General features: G+C 38.7%; 19 protein-coding genes. 6 read left to right on the top strand and 13 right to left on the bottom strand.

The window, feature by feature from the left end; all coding sequences use genetic code 11:
• Nucleotide 1 precedes the first annotated feature (1 nt).
• The 3 genes from H8S17_RS02745 to H8S17_RS02735 all read right to left on the bottom strand — a co-directional run bounded on the left by H8S17_RS02745 (nt 2) and on the right by H8S17_RS02735 (nt 2,372).
• Nucleotides 2-790, bottom strand: coding sequence for a hypothetical protein (locus H8S17_RS02745; protein WP_186866122.1), 789 nt, complete (start codon nt 788-790; stop codon nt 2-4).
• Nucleotides 787-1,923 carry a hypothetical protein gene (locus tag H8S17_RS02740; RefSeq protein ID WP_186866121.1) on the bottom strand — a complete coding sequence of 379 codons (1,137 nt, stop codon included), beginning with the start codon at nt 1,921-1,923 and terminating at the stop codon, nt 787-789. Before H8S17_RS02740 ends, H8S17_RS02745 begins: the two co-directional genes overlap by 4 nt.
• 113 nt (nt 1,924-2,036) lie before the next feature.
• The gene (locus H8S17_RS02735; RefSeq protein WP_186866120.1) at nt 2,037-2,372 is read right to left on the bottom strand and encodes a hypothetical protein; all 336 of its coding nucleotides are present in this window, start codon (nt 2,370-2,372) and stop codon (nt 2,037-2,039) included.
• A gap of 379 nt (nt 2,373-2,751) precedes the next feature.
• On the opposite strand from H8S17_RS02735, the gene H8S17_RS02730 reads away from it, so the two are divergent.
• On the top strand, nt 2,752-3,216 hold the full coding sequence (locus H8S17_RS02730) for a hypothetical protein (protein WP_186866119.1): 465 nt from the start codon (nt 2,752-2,754) through the stop codon (nt 3,214-3,216).
• A gap of 310 nt (nt 3,217-3,526) precedes the next feature.
• Here H8S17_RS02730 and H8S17_RS02725 read toward each other — a convergent pair whose 3' ends face one another.
• Nucleotides 3,527-3,802 (bottom strand): hypothetical protein, encoded by a 276-nt coding sequence (locus H8S17_RS02725; RefSeq protein ID WP_186866118.1) that lies wholly within the window; start codon nt 3,800-3,802, stop codon nt 3,527-3,529.
• Nucleotides 3,803-3,950: 148 nt separating this feature from the next.
• Here H8S17_RS02725 and H8S17_RS02720 point away from each other — a divergent pair, with 148 nt between their 5' ends.
• The 4 genes from H8S17_RS02720 to H8S17_RS02705 are packed head-to-tail and all read left to right on the top strand — an operon-like array spanning nt 3,951 to nt 5,657.
• Nucleotides 3,951-4,334: a PadR family transcriptional regulator gene (locus H8S17_RS02720; RefSeq protein ID WP_186866117.1), complete on the top strand. Its 384-nt coding sequence runs from the start codon at nt 3,951-3,953 to the stop codon at nt 4,332-4,334.
• Nucleotides 4,306-4,770, top strand: a complete 465-nt coding sequence (locus H8S17_RS02715; RefSeq protein ID WP_186866116.1) for a hypothetical protein — start codon at nt 4,306-4,308, stop codon at nt 4,768-4,770. The genes H8S17_RS02720 and H8S17_RS02715 overlap by 29 nt, the downstream gene beginning before the upstream one ends.
• Nucleotides 4,767-5,174 carry a hypothetical protein gene (locus tag H8S17_RS02710; RefSeq protein WP_186866115.1) on the top strand — a complete coding sequence of 136 codons (408 nt, stop codon included), beginning with the start codon at nt 4,767-4,769 and terminating at the stop codon, nt 5,172-5,174. Before H8S17_RS02715 ends, H8S17_RS02710 begins: the two co-directional genes overlap by 4 nt.
• Nucleotides 5,175-5,192: 18 nt before the next feature.
• The gene (locus tag H8S17_RS02705) at nt 5,193-5,657 is read left to right on the top strand and encodes a hypothetical protein (protein ID WP_186866114.1); all 465 of its coding nucleotides are present in this window, start codon (nt 5,193-5,195) and stop codon (nt 5,655-5,657) included.
• 81 nt (nt 5,658-5,738) lie between these two features.
• Here the strand turns inward: H8S17_RS02705 and H8S17_RS02700 are convergent, their stop codons facing one another.
• From H8S17_RS02700 to H8S17_RS02685, 4 genes are read right to left on the bottom strand one after another with little or no spacing between them, the layout of a single operon-like run.
• Nucleotides 5,739-6,674 (bottom strand): thiamine pyrophosphate-dependent enzyme, encoded by a 936-nt coding sequence (locus H8S17_RS02700; RefSeq protein WP_186866113.1) that lies wholly within the window; start codon nt 6,672-6,674, stop codon nt 5,739-5,741.
• Nucleotides 6,675-6,688: 14 nt separating this feature from the next.
• Nucleotides 6,689-7,873 (bottom strand): pyruvate ferredoxin oxidoreductase, encoded by a 1,185-nt coding sequence (porA, locus tag H8S17_RS02695; protein WP_186866112.1) that lies wholly within the window; start codon nt 7,871-7,873, stop codon nt 6,689-6,691.
• A gap of 1 nt (nt 7,874) precedes the next feature.
• The gene (locus H8S17_RS02690) at nt 7,875-8,177 is read right to left on the bottom strand and encodes a 4Fe-4S binding protein (RefSeq protein ID WP_178050434.1); all 303 of its coding nucleotides are present in this window, start codon (nt 8,175-8,177) and stop codon (nt 7,875-7,877) included.
• Nucleotides 8,177-8,749: a 2-oxoacid:acceptor oxidoreductase family protein gene (locus H8S17_RS02685; RefSeq protein ID WP_178050433.1), complete on the bottom strand. Its 573-nt coding sequence runs from the start codon at nt 8,747-8,749 to the stop codon at nt 8,177-8,179. The genes H8S17_RS02690 and H8S17_RS02685 overlap by 1 nt, the downstream gene beginning before the upstream one ends.
• Nucleotides 8,750-8,964: 215 nt before the next feature.
• Between H8S17_RS02685 and H8S17_RS02680 the strand changes: the two genes are divergently transcribed.
• Nucleotides 8,965-9,834, top strand: coding sequence for a LysR family transcriptional regulator (locus H8S17_RS02680; protein WP_186866111.1), 870 nt, complete (start codon nt 8,965-8,967; stop codon nt 9,832-9,834).
• Here the strand turns inward: H8S17_RS02680 and H8S17_RS02675 are convergent, their stop codons facing one another.
• The 5 genes from H8S17_RS02675 to H8S17_RS02655 all read right to left on the bottom strand — a co-directional run bounded on the left by H8S17_RS02675 (nt 9,835) and on the right by H8S17_RS02655 (nt 15,688).
• Entirely contained in the window at nt 9,835-11,205 is a 1,371-nt protein-coding gene (locus tag H8S17_RS02675) for an RsmF rRNA methyltransferase first C-terminal domain-containing protein (RefSeq protein ID WP_186866110.1), read from the bottom strand. It lies immediately after the preceding gene.
• Nucleotides 11,206-11,292: 87 nt separating this feature from the next.
• Nucleotides 11,293-11,829 (bottom strand): hypothetical protein, encoded by a 537-nt coding sequence (locus H8S17_RS02670; protein WP_186866109.1) that lies wholly within the window; start codon nt 11,827-11,829, stop codon nt 11,293-11,295.
• 3 nt (nt 11,830-11,832) lie between these two features.
• Nucleotides 11,833-12,111, bottom strand: coding sequence for a resolvase (locus H8S17_RS02665; RefSeq protein WP_186866108.1), 279 nt, complete (start codon nt 12,109-12,111; stop codon nt 11,833-11,835).
• 117 nt (nt 12,112-12,228) lie between these two features.
• Nucleotides 12,229-13,785, bottom strand: coding sequence for an ABC-F family ATP-binding cassette domain-containing protein (locus tag H8S17_RS02660; RefSeq protein ID WP_186866199.1), 1,557 nt, complete (start codon nt 13,783-13,785; stop codon nt 12,229-12,231).
• A gap of 223 nt (nt 13,786-14,008) precedes the next feature.
• Nucleotides 14,009-15,688, bottom strand: a complete 1,680-nt coding sequence (locus H8S17_RS02655; RefSeq protein ID WP_186866107.1) for a S8 family peptidase — start codon at nt 15,686-15,688, stop codon at nt 14,009-14,011.
• Between the last annotated feature and the right edge of the window lie 91 nt (nt 15,689-15,779).

The raw sequence follows: 15,779 nt of genomic DNA, 5'->3' as shown, positions 1-15,779 counted from the left end.
ACTACCTCCATATCCGGCAGACACGCCGATAGATCAACTGTCCCAATCCTATGCTTAAGATAACCGCCAGCAAAACTGCATACAAAAATGAGAAAAACGGCTTATCATCAAAAACGTAACTGGAGTACAGATAGATCCCATTAAAATTCAACCAGATCGCATCCTGTCCCAACAGATCTGCACTATAATTGACTATGAAGTAATACGCAATCACTGGAAAGCAGACTGCAAACATCTTATTCTTTGCAATCAATGAAAGCCACATGGATACCAATGACAGAATGCCTCCTAGCAACCCTATCACCAAACCTGAAGCTAGAAAATAAACCACAAAGCCTCCATCTTTTATACAACTTCCAAAAATATCATGTTCCCGAATAAGTTTTGTCATGGCATCATCTTCCAGTCCATAAAATGGCAGCCATGTCCTTAAAAGAACTGCATATAACAAAGTCCCTGCCATCACTGCAAGCATTGCTCCTACAAAGCAGCAGATCACTTTTGCACGCACATATGCCTTACAATTTCCCCGCAATACGGCTGCATAACAGAATCTGTGTTCCTCATCTTCGAGCAGACTGTTCGCAAATGCAAAACTGCTGCCTGCAAAGATACAGATGATCAGACTGTAAAATTTCACTACCCAGAACATTTCTGCAACATTTGTTCCATCAAAATTCTGCAAAGTACTGATCAGATAGATTACAAATATACTAACTGCTGCAATATAAAAATTCGGTGCACAAAACATCCGGTAGAAATCTGCTTTTAAATATTTTACTGTCATCATTCATACTCCAATTCTTCAACCTCTTGTCCTGTCACAGCATTAATCGGCAGATAGATCGGATTGCTCATATTCCCATCCTGTATCTTACAGATCCACACCGGCACCACTTCATAACTTCCTTCTGCCTGCGGAATCGGAGCTTCAAACAATCTGCATGTATTCAATGTCATCATCCTGTCATTGATAACATCTCCATATTTTTCTTCTACAGTCTTGATAATATCCTCAAATGAAAGTAAGGATAATGTTTCCTCTTCCTGTTTAAAATCCATCCAATAAGATACATTCAGATAATCTATCCCATCCTTTGAATAGCAACACTCAATCCCCCCTCTGATATTCTCTGGATCCATATCTTCTATATGCCCACAGGGATATACCGGAAGTTCCTGTTCTGTCTGCCAGATATAGTAATAATAGGCATCATCCTCACTACTCCAGTCAGTCCTTCTCTCATCTGCATCCAATTCGCCTCTCTCTGCCGCTAACTGTTCCTGTTCTGCCAGCGTCTGGTATGGTAGATTGTAACACCTCTCTATTTCAACATTTTTCATCGGAATCCCTAAACTTTCCAATTCTCCTGCAATTATCTGATAGGCATCATCTCTTTTTGCAAATGACAAATCGCCCTGTGTTGGATAAGCGTCCCGATTATAACCGTCTGAAACCGGATAATCCCATATCAGATAATTAATAATTTTATCCATCTTAGCTGCCCATAATGCTCCACATTGTTCAGATACTGCTAGCTGCCATCCATCTGCTTTATCATAAAGCATTCCCTTAATACGTTTTTCTTCCCGATTACTTTCTTCATATTCATGTTCCTGATATTCTGTTCCTGATTCTAAAAACCGCTTTTTCCATTCTTCCTGATCAATCTTGTGAATCTGTGCTGTAGTTTTATGCAGGTTGGATGGATCAAAGTTTTCCGGTACGATCACATCTGCCTGAATGGTAAAAGTATCACTCACCTGTTTCTCATATGTCTTCGGAAAAGAAGTTGCCTGTGCTGCATCTGCTTTCTGTGTGCCATTTAAAACATCCTTTTTATGATGGGATGATGTCCACAAGATACCGACTGCACATGCACAGATCAGGAGAACACCACCTGTCTTTAAATATTTGTTCATATTGTTCCTCTTTTCTTTTTTTGTAAATAATTCAAATATTACTACAGTTTAGCCTAGAGTATTAATGGCAAAGTCATCCATACTCTAGGCTAATGTTCATAATTTTCTTCATCTTAATCATTTTTTCTTCGGTTTACGATCATATTTCCTCCAAGATAGCTGCAAAGCAATATATTGTAAACAGGAATCTCATGTAATATATTCCATTCGATAATGCCGATCATGAAACTGCACAAAAACAGAATCAGATTTCCCCAACTTTTTGATCTGCTCTTCTGATCCATGCAGAATAATACACCAACAAAGATGGCGACAATTATTTTAACCAGATACAAATATGTAAACTGATACTCATGTACTGCATATTGATCTGCTATGTGCACAACCGGAAGATATACAGATGCAATGATACATAAGAACAAACGAATCACTATATTTTTTTTTATCATCCATTTTCTCCTATCCAATTATTGAGTTATATAATTCAAATGTCCATGTCTTATTTCCTCTTTTCAACTTAACTGTCTGATAACAATTTTTCATATCGCATGCAATCATGATAATTTCATTATACATATTCTATGTAATATGTCAACGACTATATTTTTATTCTAGGTATTGATTTAAAAATATCTAGTGTTAAAATTTTAATTGTATACTTATATCTTGGAGCAATCCCTATGGAAAAAGCTCAAATTTATTAACGAATTTTAAAAAATTATCATCTAGAGCCATCCGGCTACCAATATCTGGAAGAACTGAAGCACTCCTTTACGAACTATATTCGTATGATTGATTTTCTATCAGCTTCAGAAAAAGGGGACAGTTATGAATCAAAAGATGAAGAAAAAAATTAAGCATTATCTGCATGAAATATCAGCTTCTTTACCAGCTGGTTATCCGAATAAGAAACGCTTATTACGCACTTTACAACAGAATATTTATGACTTTTTAGAAGAATATCCTGATGCAGACTGGGAAGATGTTATCGAACATTTTGGTGCTTCCTGCGATATTGCTCAATCTTATATCGAAGAATTTTCTGATACAGAACTTGCCACATCTTATAAAACACATCACCGGAACATCTTTGTTTCTACTATTATCTGTTTTATTGTATTCATATTCCTAATCTTAGCGATCTATAGTTTTTACTTATGGAAACAAACACATGATTTTATTATTGAAGAAACACTGACTGTATACGATGGAACTGAAATATGGGATGAATGGGAATCAGAATGGGCAACTGAAGATGAAGATGCAGGTGTATATTATGAGGTAACAAAGTGACAAGTTTCTTCAGAAGAATTTTCCAGATTAACAGATTTCTAAAAAAGCTGCTCTCCCTTACGGGACAAGCAGCTTTTTAAATTTTATTCTATTATGGCTTGCAAAAAGCTTTCTTCATCTTAACCATTTTTTCTTCGGTTTACGATCACATTTCCTTCATCCTGACCGATGCTAATCTGGTTGATTATATTTTTAAATAGCTCAGAAATTGCGTGATTGTTGTGACTTAATATTAAACCAATACTTCAAAATTCACTTAATTAAAACTTATTTTCTTATCTATGTTTTTTATAATATAGCACAATATTTTTTACTCTATTTTATCACCACAATATGGACAGTACTCTGTTGACATAGATAAGCCCCACGGATAGGTACAGTGACACCATGGACAACGATATTTCCAAAACAAGTAAATTGCAGCTGCAATGAAGAATAGTACACCTGCAATAATTAAAATTGCCTGTAATGGCATATCAGGCTCACCTGCCACTCCTATTGCGGTACATATTATCCCACCATATAAAAGTACATATAAAATAATCTGTTTTTTAAATAAATTCATATTATCACCATTCATATCCATTTTATTTTCATATCGCATGCAATCATGATAATTTCATTATACATATTCTATGTGATATGTCAACAACTATATTTTTATTCTAGGTATTGATTTAAAAATATCTCGTGTTAAAATTAGTATGGTACATTTATATATTGGAGCAATCCCTATGGAAAAACAAAAATCAAACTTATTAACAAATTTAAAAAAAGCAACCATTGAGATGATGCTTTTAAAACTTCTCTCAGAAGAAGATATGTATGGTTACCAGTTATCACAGGAATTAAAAAAACGGAGTAATGGAAATTATACAATATTAGAAGGTTCCATGTATCCGATCCTTTACCGTTTAAGTGACCAGCAGCACATTTCTTTCTTTGAGAAAAAAGTGGGGAAACGACAGACTCGTGTATATTATCATTTAGAGCCATCCGGCTACCAATATTTGGAAGAACTGAAGCTGTCCTTTACAAATTACATTCATATGATCGATTTTCTATTAGCTTCAGATAAAGGGGATACTTATGAATCAAAAGATGAAGAAGAAAATTAAGCATTATCTGCATGAAATATCAGCTTCTTTACCGGCTGGTTATCCGAATAAGAAACGCTTATTACGCACTTTACAACAGAATATTTATGACTTTTTAGAAGAATATCCTGATGCAGACTGGGAAGATGTTATCAAACATTTTGGTGCTTCCTGCGATATTGCTCAATCTTATATTGAAGAATTTTCTGATACAGAACTTGCAGCATCTTATAAAACACACCACCGTCATCTTTTTCTTACAACTGTTATCTGTTGTTCTGCACTGATTGCTTTGATAATTAGTATTTATTTTTTTTTCTCATGGTGGAAAAATGATGCTCTCATTGTAACAGAAACACTGACTGTATACGATGGAACTGAAATGTGGGATGAATGGGAATCAGAATGGGCAACTGAAGATGAAGATGCAGGTGCATATTATGAGGTGACAAAATGACAAATACGATCAAGCAATATTTAAGAGAACTCTCTGCTCTCATTCCAAAATCTTATCCAGACAGATCTGTATTTTTAAAAGATATGGAAACAAACATGAGGCTTTACTGCAAAGAACATCCTAATGCCTCATGGCAGGATATACTAACAGAGTTTGGTTCTCCATCCGAAGTTGCCGGCTCTATCCCTGCAGATCATACGGATATTAAACACTCTGTGGTCGCCAGACCCCGATTACATTTACGCTTTCTAATTATTGCAATTTGTGTAACAGTTGTTTTATCCATATTTGCTTATGAATATTACTGGGTACACTATAGGATGTATCGTACAAACCCTGCACATTACATCTATCACGGTGAGGAAGTTTCTTCAGAAGAATTTTCCCGATTAACAGATTTCTAAAAAAGGAGTATAACGATTATGAAAAAGAAATGTTTTACACTAATTTTATTATTCACAGTATTATTAAGTATCTTTCCGAATAATACATTTGCATCTACTGTTACCGAAATTATTTATCAAGATGATGAACTTATTGTAACCTCCACCTTAACAACATATGATTCTCCTTCTGGTATTCAGCTTTTTTCCAATACTAAGACCAAAACATCTTCAAAAACTGTTACCATTACAGATTCCACTGGCAATACAGTTGCTACATACACTTTACATGCAACTTTTTCTTACAATAATAAATCTGCTGCTTGTACACAAACACATTATTCTTCCTCTATAAAAAACAATGCATGGGGATTTACTTCAAGAAAAGCAACCAAAAGCAGCAATACTGCAACTGGTTCGTATACTATCAAAAATTCAAAGAGCAAAAAAACACAATCGAGTTCCGTCCGCCTATCTTGTAGTAAAAACGGAACAATTTCCTAATTATATACATCCATTTAATGTCAAAAAGCTGCTCTCCCTTACGGGACAAGTAGCTTTTTCTCTATCATCCTATTATGAAATTTATGCTTCACACTTCTCTAAGAGTTCTTCCCATCTTCTGTCTACTTCCTGCTGGAATGCAGCAATCAGATGTTCATTTTCCGATTTAAAGAGATGTTTAAATCTTCCCTGTAATTTTAAGAACTCCTCTAATGGCTGTTTATTCTTTGGTTTATAGGATAACTGCCATTTTCCATCGATCACTTCAAACAGTGGCCAGTAGCAGGTTTCTACTGCCATCTTACAGATGTTGATGATCTCCGGCGCATCATAACGCCAGCCTCTTGGACATGGTGCCATGATATTTAAAAATGCAGGTCCCGGTGTATAGATCGCTTTTTCGGATTTCTGATACAGATCCATCATATTTCCGATAAAAGTAGTCTGTGCTACATAAGGGATATTATGTGCAGCTAAGATCGCCGCAAGATCTTTTCTGCTCTGTGGCTTTCCGTTAGAATTTTTTCCAACTGGTGTCGTTGTCGTATCTGCATACTGCGGTGTTGCAGAAGAACGCTGGATACCGGTGTTCATATATGCACCATTATCATAGCAGACATATACCATATCATGTCCACGTTCCATGGCTCCTGATAAAGACTGGAATCCGATATCATATGTACCACCATCACCGCCGAATGTAATGAACTTATAATCTTCTTTGATCTTTCCTTTTTTCTTTAAAGCATTGTATGCAGTTTCTACACCACTTAAGGTTGCCCCTGCATTTTCAAATGCATTGTGGATATAACTGTCTTCATATGCTGTATATGGGTAAGTAAAACTGGAGACTTCCAAACATCCTGTTGCATTTCCTACAACTGCTTTATCTCCCGGATGTAATGCTTTTAATACGTTTCTTACTGCGATCGTTCCACCACAGCCGGCACACATACGATGTCCCGGTGCCAGACGCTCCTGTCTTTCCTGTATCTCTTTATATTTTTTCTGACTCATCTTCTGACACCTCCCTAATCTCTTAAACCGATATAACGGTATTCTTCTGTTTCATGGTTTCCATGGGCTGCAATATCTGCAAGATCTTCATACAGCTTCTTTGCATCTTCTACAGTAAAATCTCTGCCGTTTAAGCCATAGACAATCTTTAATACTTCTGCTGTACTTTTTGCTTTAAATAATGCTGCGGATAATTCGGCTGCTAATGGGCCTCCATTTGCACTGTAGCTTTCGCATCTATCCATAATTGCGATCGCTTTACAGTTTTTCAGTGCTTCTGCCATCTCTGCTCCCGGAAATGGACGGAAAACGCGTACTTTTAATAAGCCGGCTTTGATTCCTTTTGCACGAAGTTCATCGATCGCATCTTTTGTTGTACCGCAGGCAGAACCGATCGCTACGATCGCATAATCTGCATCTTCTAAGCGGTATTCTTCAAAAAATCCGTATTTTCTGCCGGAGATTTTCTCATATTCGGCTGCCACATCTAATATAACCTGTCTGGCATTCATCATCGCCTGTGCCTGTGCACGTTTTGCTTCCATACCATAATTTGTAACTGCATATGGCCCTACTGCCATCGTTTCTTTTTCATTTAAAAGATAGTGCTCCGGCTCATATTCTCCGACAAATGCTTTTACTTTTTCATCTTCTAATAATTCGATATTCTGTACGCCATGGCTGATGATAAATCCGTCCTGACAGATCATGATCGGCAGCATAACATCTTTATGCTCTGCAATACGATATGCCTGTACAAAATTATCATAAGCCTCCTGATTATCTTCTGCATAGATCTGGATCCAGCCTGCATCTCTTGCTCCCATACTATCGGAATGTTCACAGTTGATATTTAAAGGGCCGGACAATGCACGGTTTACTAATGCAAGTGCGATCGGAAGTCTGTTCGATGCTGCTACATAAAGCATTTCCCACATCAATGCCATACCTGCGGAAGATGTTGCTGTCATGGTTCTTGCTCCTGCTGCCTCTGCACCGATCGCAGCACTCATTGCACTATGTTCACTTTCTACCGGAATAAATTCAGTATCCATCTCTCCATTTGCAATATAGGAAGATACGAACTGCGGAAGTTCTGTGGATGGTGTGATCGGAAATGCCGGCATAACATCCGGATTGATCTGTTTCATTGCATATGCTACGGCTTCATTGCCGGACATTCTTTCTTTGACTGCCATATTATTTGCCCTCCTTCATGCTGATTGCACCAAAAGGACAGGCTTTTACACAGATTCCGCATCCTTTACAGTGGTCATAATCAAAGTCTAAACGTTTTCCATTTTTTACCGGAATGGAACTGTCCGGGCAATATGGTACGCAAAGCAGACAATTTCTGCATTTTTCCTGATCTAATACAGGTGTGTTTGTTCTCCATTCTCCTGTCAGGAAATTCTTTGAGGTTGCAGGCTCATAAATCTGTAATCCATCTGTTAAATCCTGCCATCTTGTATTTTCATTGATATCTTTTGCTGACAATGCCATTAGTGTACCTCCTCAAATGCTAACTGTAATGCTCTCATATTGCCTTCTAATACTTCCGGCTTCTTCGCAAACTTATGTTTTAAAGATGATTCCATTTCTTTTAAAAATACCTCTTTTTCCATGACTTTTGAAATCTTAACGATGGCTGCTAACATCGGTGTATTCGGGAAATACTTTCCTAATGTTTCCATACAGACTTTACGTGCATTGATCACATGCACTTCCCCTTCATATCCTTTCAAAAGCGGAAGGATCTCTTCTTTGTCTTTTTCGGTATTGATCAGGATCGCTCCCTCTTTTTTGAGTCCCTTTGTCACATCGACACTATGCAGCAGAGTATCATCTACAACTACTACAAAATCCGGATCATAAATATTAGAATGAACACGTATATCGGTATCGCTGATCCTGTCATACGCTGTGATCGGTGCACCCATACGTTCTGGTCCATATTCTGGAAATCCCTGTACATGTTTTCCTATACTAAATGCCACATCTGCTAACAGAAGAGCGGCTGTTTTTGCACCCTGACCGCCTCTGCCATGCCACCTGATTTCGGTTAATCCGTTCATACTCATTTCTCCTGTTCTATGATTACTGCCCATAAAGATTCAGTACGTTTATTTTTATTCCGTGAGTATACGGGATTCTGATGGGACTTGTAAATAAAATCGCTGCAAAAACTGTAAAAACTTGAAGAAAATTCTCATTTATGCTAAAATTTTAATCAGTTTTTTTGATTATTTTTCTATCTTTTATCTGTTTTATTGATATTAAGGAGATATACATGAATTTAAGATACTTAGAAACATTTTTAACACTCTGCGAAGAACGGAGTTTTACGAATACCGCCACACGGCTAGGCTGTGCGCAGTCGAATGTAACTGCTCAGATCAAGCAGTTAGAAAATGAGCTGTCTGTCCGTTTATTTGAACGCATGGGAAAAACTGTGACTATAACAGCTGATGGAGCACGTCTGATCCCTTATGCAAAAAAAATGTTATCTTTATCTGATGAAATGTACACACTTTCCCAGACTGCCAGCCGGCTTACGATCGGTATTACAGAATCCATTGCCACCTATCTGTTCGGGGATATTTTAAAAGAATATACTGCTCACTATCCGGATACGGAAATCTTTCTGCGTCTGCTGACGGATGAAGATTACTGTGAAATGCTGCAGAATGGAGAAATTGACGCTGCGATCGTTCTTGATACTGCAATCCGGCATAAACAGATCAAGGTGATGGGAAAGCGCAAAGAAAATATTTTATTATTTGCATCTTCGACACATGATCTTTCCGGTAAAACTCATATTACAGCAGAAGATTTTACAAAGTATGCTACTCTCCTGCCTCCTTTATTCTGTTCTTACCGGAAACTGTTTGAACAGAAACTCCATGCGGAAGGCATCCGTCCGAAGATTGCCTTAGAAACGGCATCGGCTGCTGTCATTAAAGAAAGCTCCCTCTGCGGCATTGGCATCGGGCTGCTGCCTGAATTTGCCGTAAAAAAGGAGCTTATTTATCATCTTTTTGAAAAGATCAATTACAAAACGGATTTTCCGGTGTATACGCAGATCCTCATTCATCAGGATAAGTGGCATTCTAAATATTTAGAGCAGTTTCTTGAGATTGCGATGCGGCATCTTGGATAACTACATATTCTTCCTTAACCCTTTCGGATAATGATTTTTCATCATCCCTCCGGCTAACTTCCCCCAGCCGATACTATAGCCATCAGTCGTGATCAGATACCAGCCTTTTTCCCCTTCTGCGGTAAATGACTGCCCATTTAAGTATGCCCGGATCTCATGGCTATCTGAGGCAAGATCATAAACATGACGGACATCCTCTGGTTTTAAGGCAAGTGCCAATGCATGTGACGGTTCAAAACGGTTCTTCTTATTACTGCCTAAATGCAGTCCCGGACGCAATACTTTTAAGCCTTTTAATGCCGGTGTCTGTACCGGTGCAAGATAGATCTGATCTCCAAATGCGATATACACACCTTCCTGCTGCTTATTCAGGTTTTCTTCTGCAAATGCAAGATAAGGTTTTATCAGATCTTTTGTGATTTCTCTCTCCATACCGCCTTTTGCATATGCTCTGCCGATTCCATCTTCTTTCTTATGTAAAATGGCAAGATAATGTCCTTCCCCATCTAACTTATGTGGAAAAAGCCGTATCGTATGACGGATTTCCTCTGCGGCATCTAAAGCCCAGTCTGGATTGCCTTCTGACATCCCTTCTGCTTTTTCTACTGTCAGGATCTCAAATTCACTGTGACGGTTTAAAAAGCGGCTGATGCTTCCTTCATTTTCTTCCGGTGCAAATGTACAGGTCGAATAGACTAGCCTTCCTCCGGCTTTTAACATTCCTGCCGCATGATCTAAGATCTTATCCTGCCGCATTGCACAGTTTTGTACATTTTCCATGCTCCATTCCATGCAGGCAATCTCATTTTTACGGAACATTCCCTCACCGGAACAGGGTGCATCAACTAAGATCTTATCGAAGTATTCTACAAAATGTTCTGCTAAATGCTCTGGTGTTTCGTTTGTTACGATCGCATTTACAATTCCCATCCGCTCGATATTTTCAGATAAGATCTTTGCCCTTGCCGGATGGATCTCGTTACAGAGAAGCAGTCCTTCACCGTTCATTTTTCCGGCGATCTGTGTGCTTTTTCCGCCCGGTGCGGCGCAGAGATCCAGAATTTTTTCTCCCGGCATGGCTTCAAGGTACTCTGCCGGTGCCATGGCACTTGGTTCCTGAATATAATAAACTCCTGCATCATGGTAAGGATGCTTTCCCGGTGTATCGGTACTGCTGTAATAATAGCCTTCCTCTGCCCATGGAACTTTTCGCAGGGTAAATGGTGCCTGTTTTAAAAATTCTGCTGCGGTTGTCTTTAAGGGATTCAGTCGTAATGCCTGCTGTTTTTCCTTATCATAGCTTTGTATAAATGCTTCGTATTCTGCACCAAGCATCTGCTTCATTCTCGTTTCAAATTCCTGCGGTAACATACTACCTCCTAGCAAAAATGTATTGACTATTGCTTCTTTTCTTGCTATTCTACTTATAAAGAAACGGGTTTTTTGTCTGGTAGGCTTTTAGCCGAGAGGGTTGCTCGTTTCTTTTTTTATATCTATGATGTCATACAAATACATCTTTCCATCATTTGCATGTCTTATCAACATTGATGCGTGAAACACATTATATCTTTCCACCTCATTATTATCCCCATATACAGGAAGTGCAAATCTTGAATCATAACGATACCATCCAAACTTTGCATTTCTTATATGCTTATTTGTTTTATTTTCTCGAAAATATTTTCCCTTTGCTATATGAAGTAATTCTGGAATCCCTTGTGATGCATTTGCTTTCGCCTTTGCATTTGCGCCTCGCAAGCTTTCAGTATATTCAGAGCCTGTATATTCATCTGGTAAATCTGAACCTATATATACCATATCACTTGTATCAGCAATGATATAATTATCACCAACAAATTCTTCTATGTATGTTTTTACCTCATCCCAATTTACAGACCTTTTCCCTTTAAATCGAATATCATTGATCATAACAATACTATTGCCATTTACATCTTGAATTACTGACACATTTCTCGTACTCTGGGTTTCTGGCATAAACTAATTACCTTCCTGTCTTTTCTTTAGTTCGTCATAATAAGTCTTGTAACGATATGCGGTTCTCCTGCTAATCTTATTTGCAGCTACAATCTCCATGATCGTCATTCCACCCTCATACTTCACTGCAAAATCATTATAGGCTGCCATCCATGTTTCATTATGTTTTTTTCTGCCGCCATAATTTCTATTTCTATAATATTCCAGCTCAGTTAATAGCTGCTTATTCTCTTTCTCCAATTCTGTGATACGTTCTAGTGCTTCTTCATATGTATAACTCATACTTACTACCTCCAAATCATACACCTTGTTGTGCCATATTGCTATCTGACACTATCGTATCACCATACTTTTCATGTGTCAATCTGTGTTTCAGACATTATGAAATTTTTTTAGACATCAAAAAACCCTTGTCGTCCACTTCGTACAGTCCCAGACTGCCGTTGCCAGCCCGTCATAAAATTCCGGTTCATGGCAGACCATTAAGATACTTCCTTTATAAGCTTTTAGGGCTCGCTTTAATTCGTCTTTCGCATCGACATCTAAATGATTCGTCGGCTCGTCTAACAATAAAATATTCGTTTCCCGGTTGATCAGCTTGCATAACCGGACTTTTGCCTGTTCGCCACCACTTAATACACGTACCAGACTTTCAATATGCTTTGTCGTCAGTCCGCATTTTGCAAGGGCACTACGGACTTCATACTGTGAATAGCCCGGAAATTCACTCCAGATTTCTTCGATACAGGTCGTCTTGATACTCTGATCCATTTCCTGTTCAAAGTAACCGATGCTTAAATAATCTCCTAATTCCACACTTCCCTCTAATGGCGGAATCAACCCTAAAATACTTTTTAACAGTGTTGTTTTTCCGATTCCGTTTGCACCTGTTAAAACGATCTTCTCTCCTCTTTCCATCTCTACGGTAAGCGGTGAAGATAACGGTTCGTCATAACCGATCACAAGATCTTTTGTCTGGAAAATATATCTGCCCGGTGTTCTTGCTTCTTTAAATACAAATTCCGGCTTCGGTTTTTCTGCTGCAAGTTCGATCATATCCATTTTATCAAGTTTTTTCTGTCTTGACATTGCCATATTTCTTGTGGCAACTCTCGCTTTATTTCTTGCCACAAAATCTTTCAGGTCTGCGATCTCTTTCTGCTGTTTGTTATAGGCAGCTTCTAACTGCGCTTTTTTCATCTCATAGACTTCCATAAACTTATCATAATCACCGACATAACGGTTTAACTGACGGTTGTCCATGTGATAGATCAGATTGATCACACTGTTTAAAAATGGAATATCATGGGAGATTAAGATAAATGCATTTTCATATTCATTCAGATACCGTTTCAGCCATTCGATATGCTCTGCATCTAAGTAGTTTGTCGGCTCATCTAACAGCAGGATATCCGGCTTTTCTAACAGAAGTTTTCCAAGCAGTACTTTTGTCCTCTGCCCGCCGCTTAGATCAGTAACATCCTTATCTAACCCGATATCCAAAAGTCCTAAGGCTCTTGCAACTTCTTCTACTTTTGCATCAATCATATAAAAATCATGCATGGTTAAAAGATCCTGTATTGTTCCAAGTTCTTCCATATACAGTTCCATTGCCGCTTCGTCTGCATCTCCTAATTTCTCGCAGATTTCATTCATCTGTGCTTCCATTTCATATAAAAAATCAAAAGCTGATGCTAAGACACTTTTGATCGTCATTCCCTTTTCTAAGGCAGTATGCTGATCTAAATACCCGATGCGGACATTTTTTGCCCATTCGATCTTTCCTTCATCCGGCTGTAATTTTCCGGTGATGATATTCATAAAGGTAGATTTACCTTCCCCGTTTGCTCCGATCAGTCCGATATGTTCTCCCTTTAGCAGTCGGAAAGATACATCTTCAAAGATTGCCCGGTCGCCAAATCCATGGGTTAAATGTTCTACGTTTAAAATACTCATATGATTCCTTTCATCGATCTGGTCTAATGCCACTTTTACGGTTTCGTTCAGACTCTTTTCATCCTCTGCGTCCCGCACTTTAAATTTTAATATCATTTTCTTAAGAAAAATCCGCCATACACATTATCAATGATACTAGTATAGCGGATTTCTCCTGACTTAACAATTATTTTATACTATTTTCGCAACAACAGTTATGGGTTGTATGAAAAATTTTTACATGCTACAGATTCCTCATATTTAATATCGCCTGATACACATCTAATCTTCCGTAACCTTCTTCCCGATTCGGATAGAGCTGGTTTGCCATACGTCTTGTTCCGTTGATGAGCTGATTCCGAAGTTCAATGGAATTGACCGTACGGTTATCTAATGTGTCTATATTCCACTCCATAAGCAGTGCACAGGCACCCGCTGAAATGGCAGCCGCAGCACTGGTTCCGGTCATTCGTCCGTAATTGCCAAGCCGACCTGGTGTATACACATTGACTGCCGGTGCTACATAATCGGGTTTTACGATTCCATCAACAGAATATCCACGCCCCGATTCTATGTAGACACCATTTGTGAGTGCATCATATCCACCGACTGCCATCGGATATCTTGCCCCTGATGGGACGGTCAGTGTAGAATCCGGATTTGACCGCACGAAATAGACTTCTCTTTCTAGAAATCCGGATATCGGCAGATACATATTAAAATTGCCGTCTAATATACGGTTTGGAAAAACTTCTATGGTCCAGATGCCCATGATGGGACTCATAAACGTAATGTGGATCAGCTGCTCCCTGCTCCTGACATCTCCAAGCTGATAATCAATGAGCACTGTCGTATTTTCTAGCAAAAAGCGGTGTCTCTGCTGTTGTCCGGTAAATACCGGTACTCTCGGCAATATCTCTCCGGTCGGTGAAATGATCGATACTGAAAATATCTCAGATGACCTTCCCCACAACTCTACAGTAAATCCCTGCATATCCTCTGTCACATTGATCTCGACTCTTTCTGTTGTTCCTTCACTGACTCCACCATAAAAATGATGCCTCGCATTTGCTTCATTTCCGACTGCGATACAGACTGCCCTGCGGTAACGTTCACAGATCTCATCCAGATAGGTTGCCATTCTGCCGCCACTTCCATGGTTACCCTGATTACTTCCTATCGCAATACAAAGCACTAATGGCTGTCCTCTTTTTTCTGCCAGCCGGTTCAGATAATCGATTGCCGCAAAAATATCATTTTCCTGAAAAGCAACTGCCCCTTTTCGGATAAAGAAAAAATCCCGCAGATATTCTTTTGCCGGTTTTAATTTGACAACGGCAATATCTGCGTATGGTGCTGCACCGATAAAATCGTTTTCTATATCTTCGCTGCCCGCTGCGATTGCTGCTAACTTTGTTCCATGTCCGTTTTCATCCTGTACCGGTACATATGCCCTTGGATCTTCCTGCATCAGTGCATCATCTATTTCCGCTTTTGTATATTCCGTCCCATAGATAAATCCGTCCGGATTTCTCGCTGTATTTTCACTCTGATCCCAGATCGCAACGATCCGGCTGCTGCCATCTGTATTACGGAATGCCTGATTTTCATAAGCAATACCGGTATCTAAAAAACCAATCATTATCCCATTGCCGCCAAGTTCTAAATTTCTCTGTGTCTGTACCCTCGTGATTCCACTGATTTCTAATGCAAACTGATCTAAAATGGTAAAACACTTTGGTATATTGACATAATTATATTTTCCGATCGATAACGGCGGCACTTCCTGCTGGTTCAGGTAATAGACCATGTAACGGTCTGCGATTTCCTGTTTACATATACTTTCACTTCCTAAAATCGTATCTAAACTGCTGAGCATAATATCATAATAATCATTTGAATATACTGCGTTACGACAATCCATCTTATATTCCCAAAAAATTCTATTCAGACTACTATATGTCTGTTTACAGATCCGTATACAAAAAAAGCCTGTAGATCATCACGATTCACAG

The sequence above is a fragment of the Roseburia zhanii genome, assembly GCF_014287635.1.
In the GTDB taxonomy this organism is placed as follows: Bacteria; Bacillota; Clostridia; order Lachnospirales; family Lachnospiraceae; genus Roseburia_B; species Roseburia_B zhanii.
This window is presented reverse-complemented; position numbering and strand designations above follow the sequence as displayed.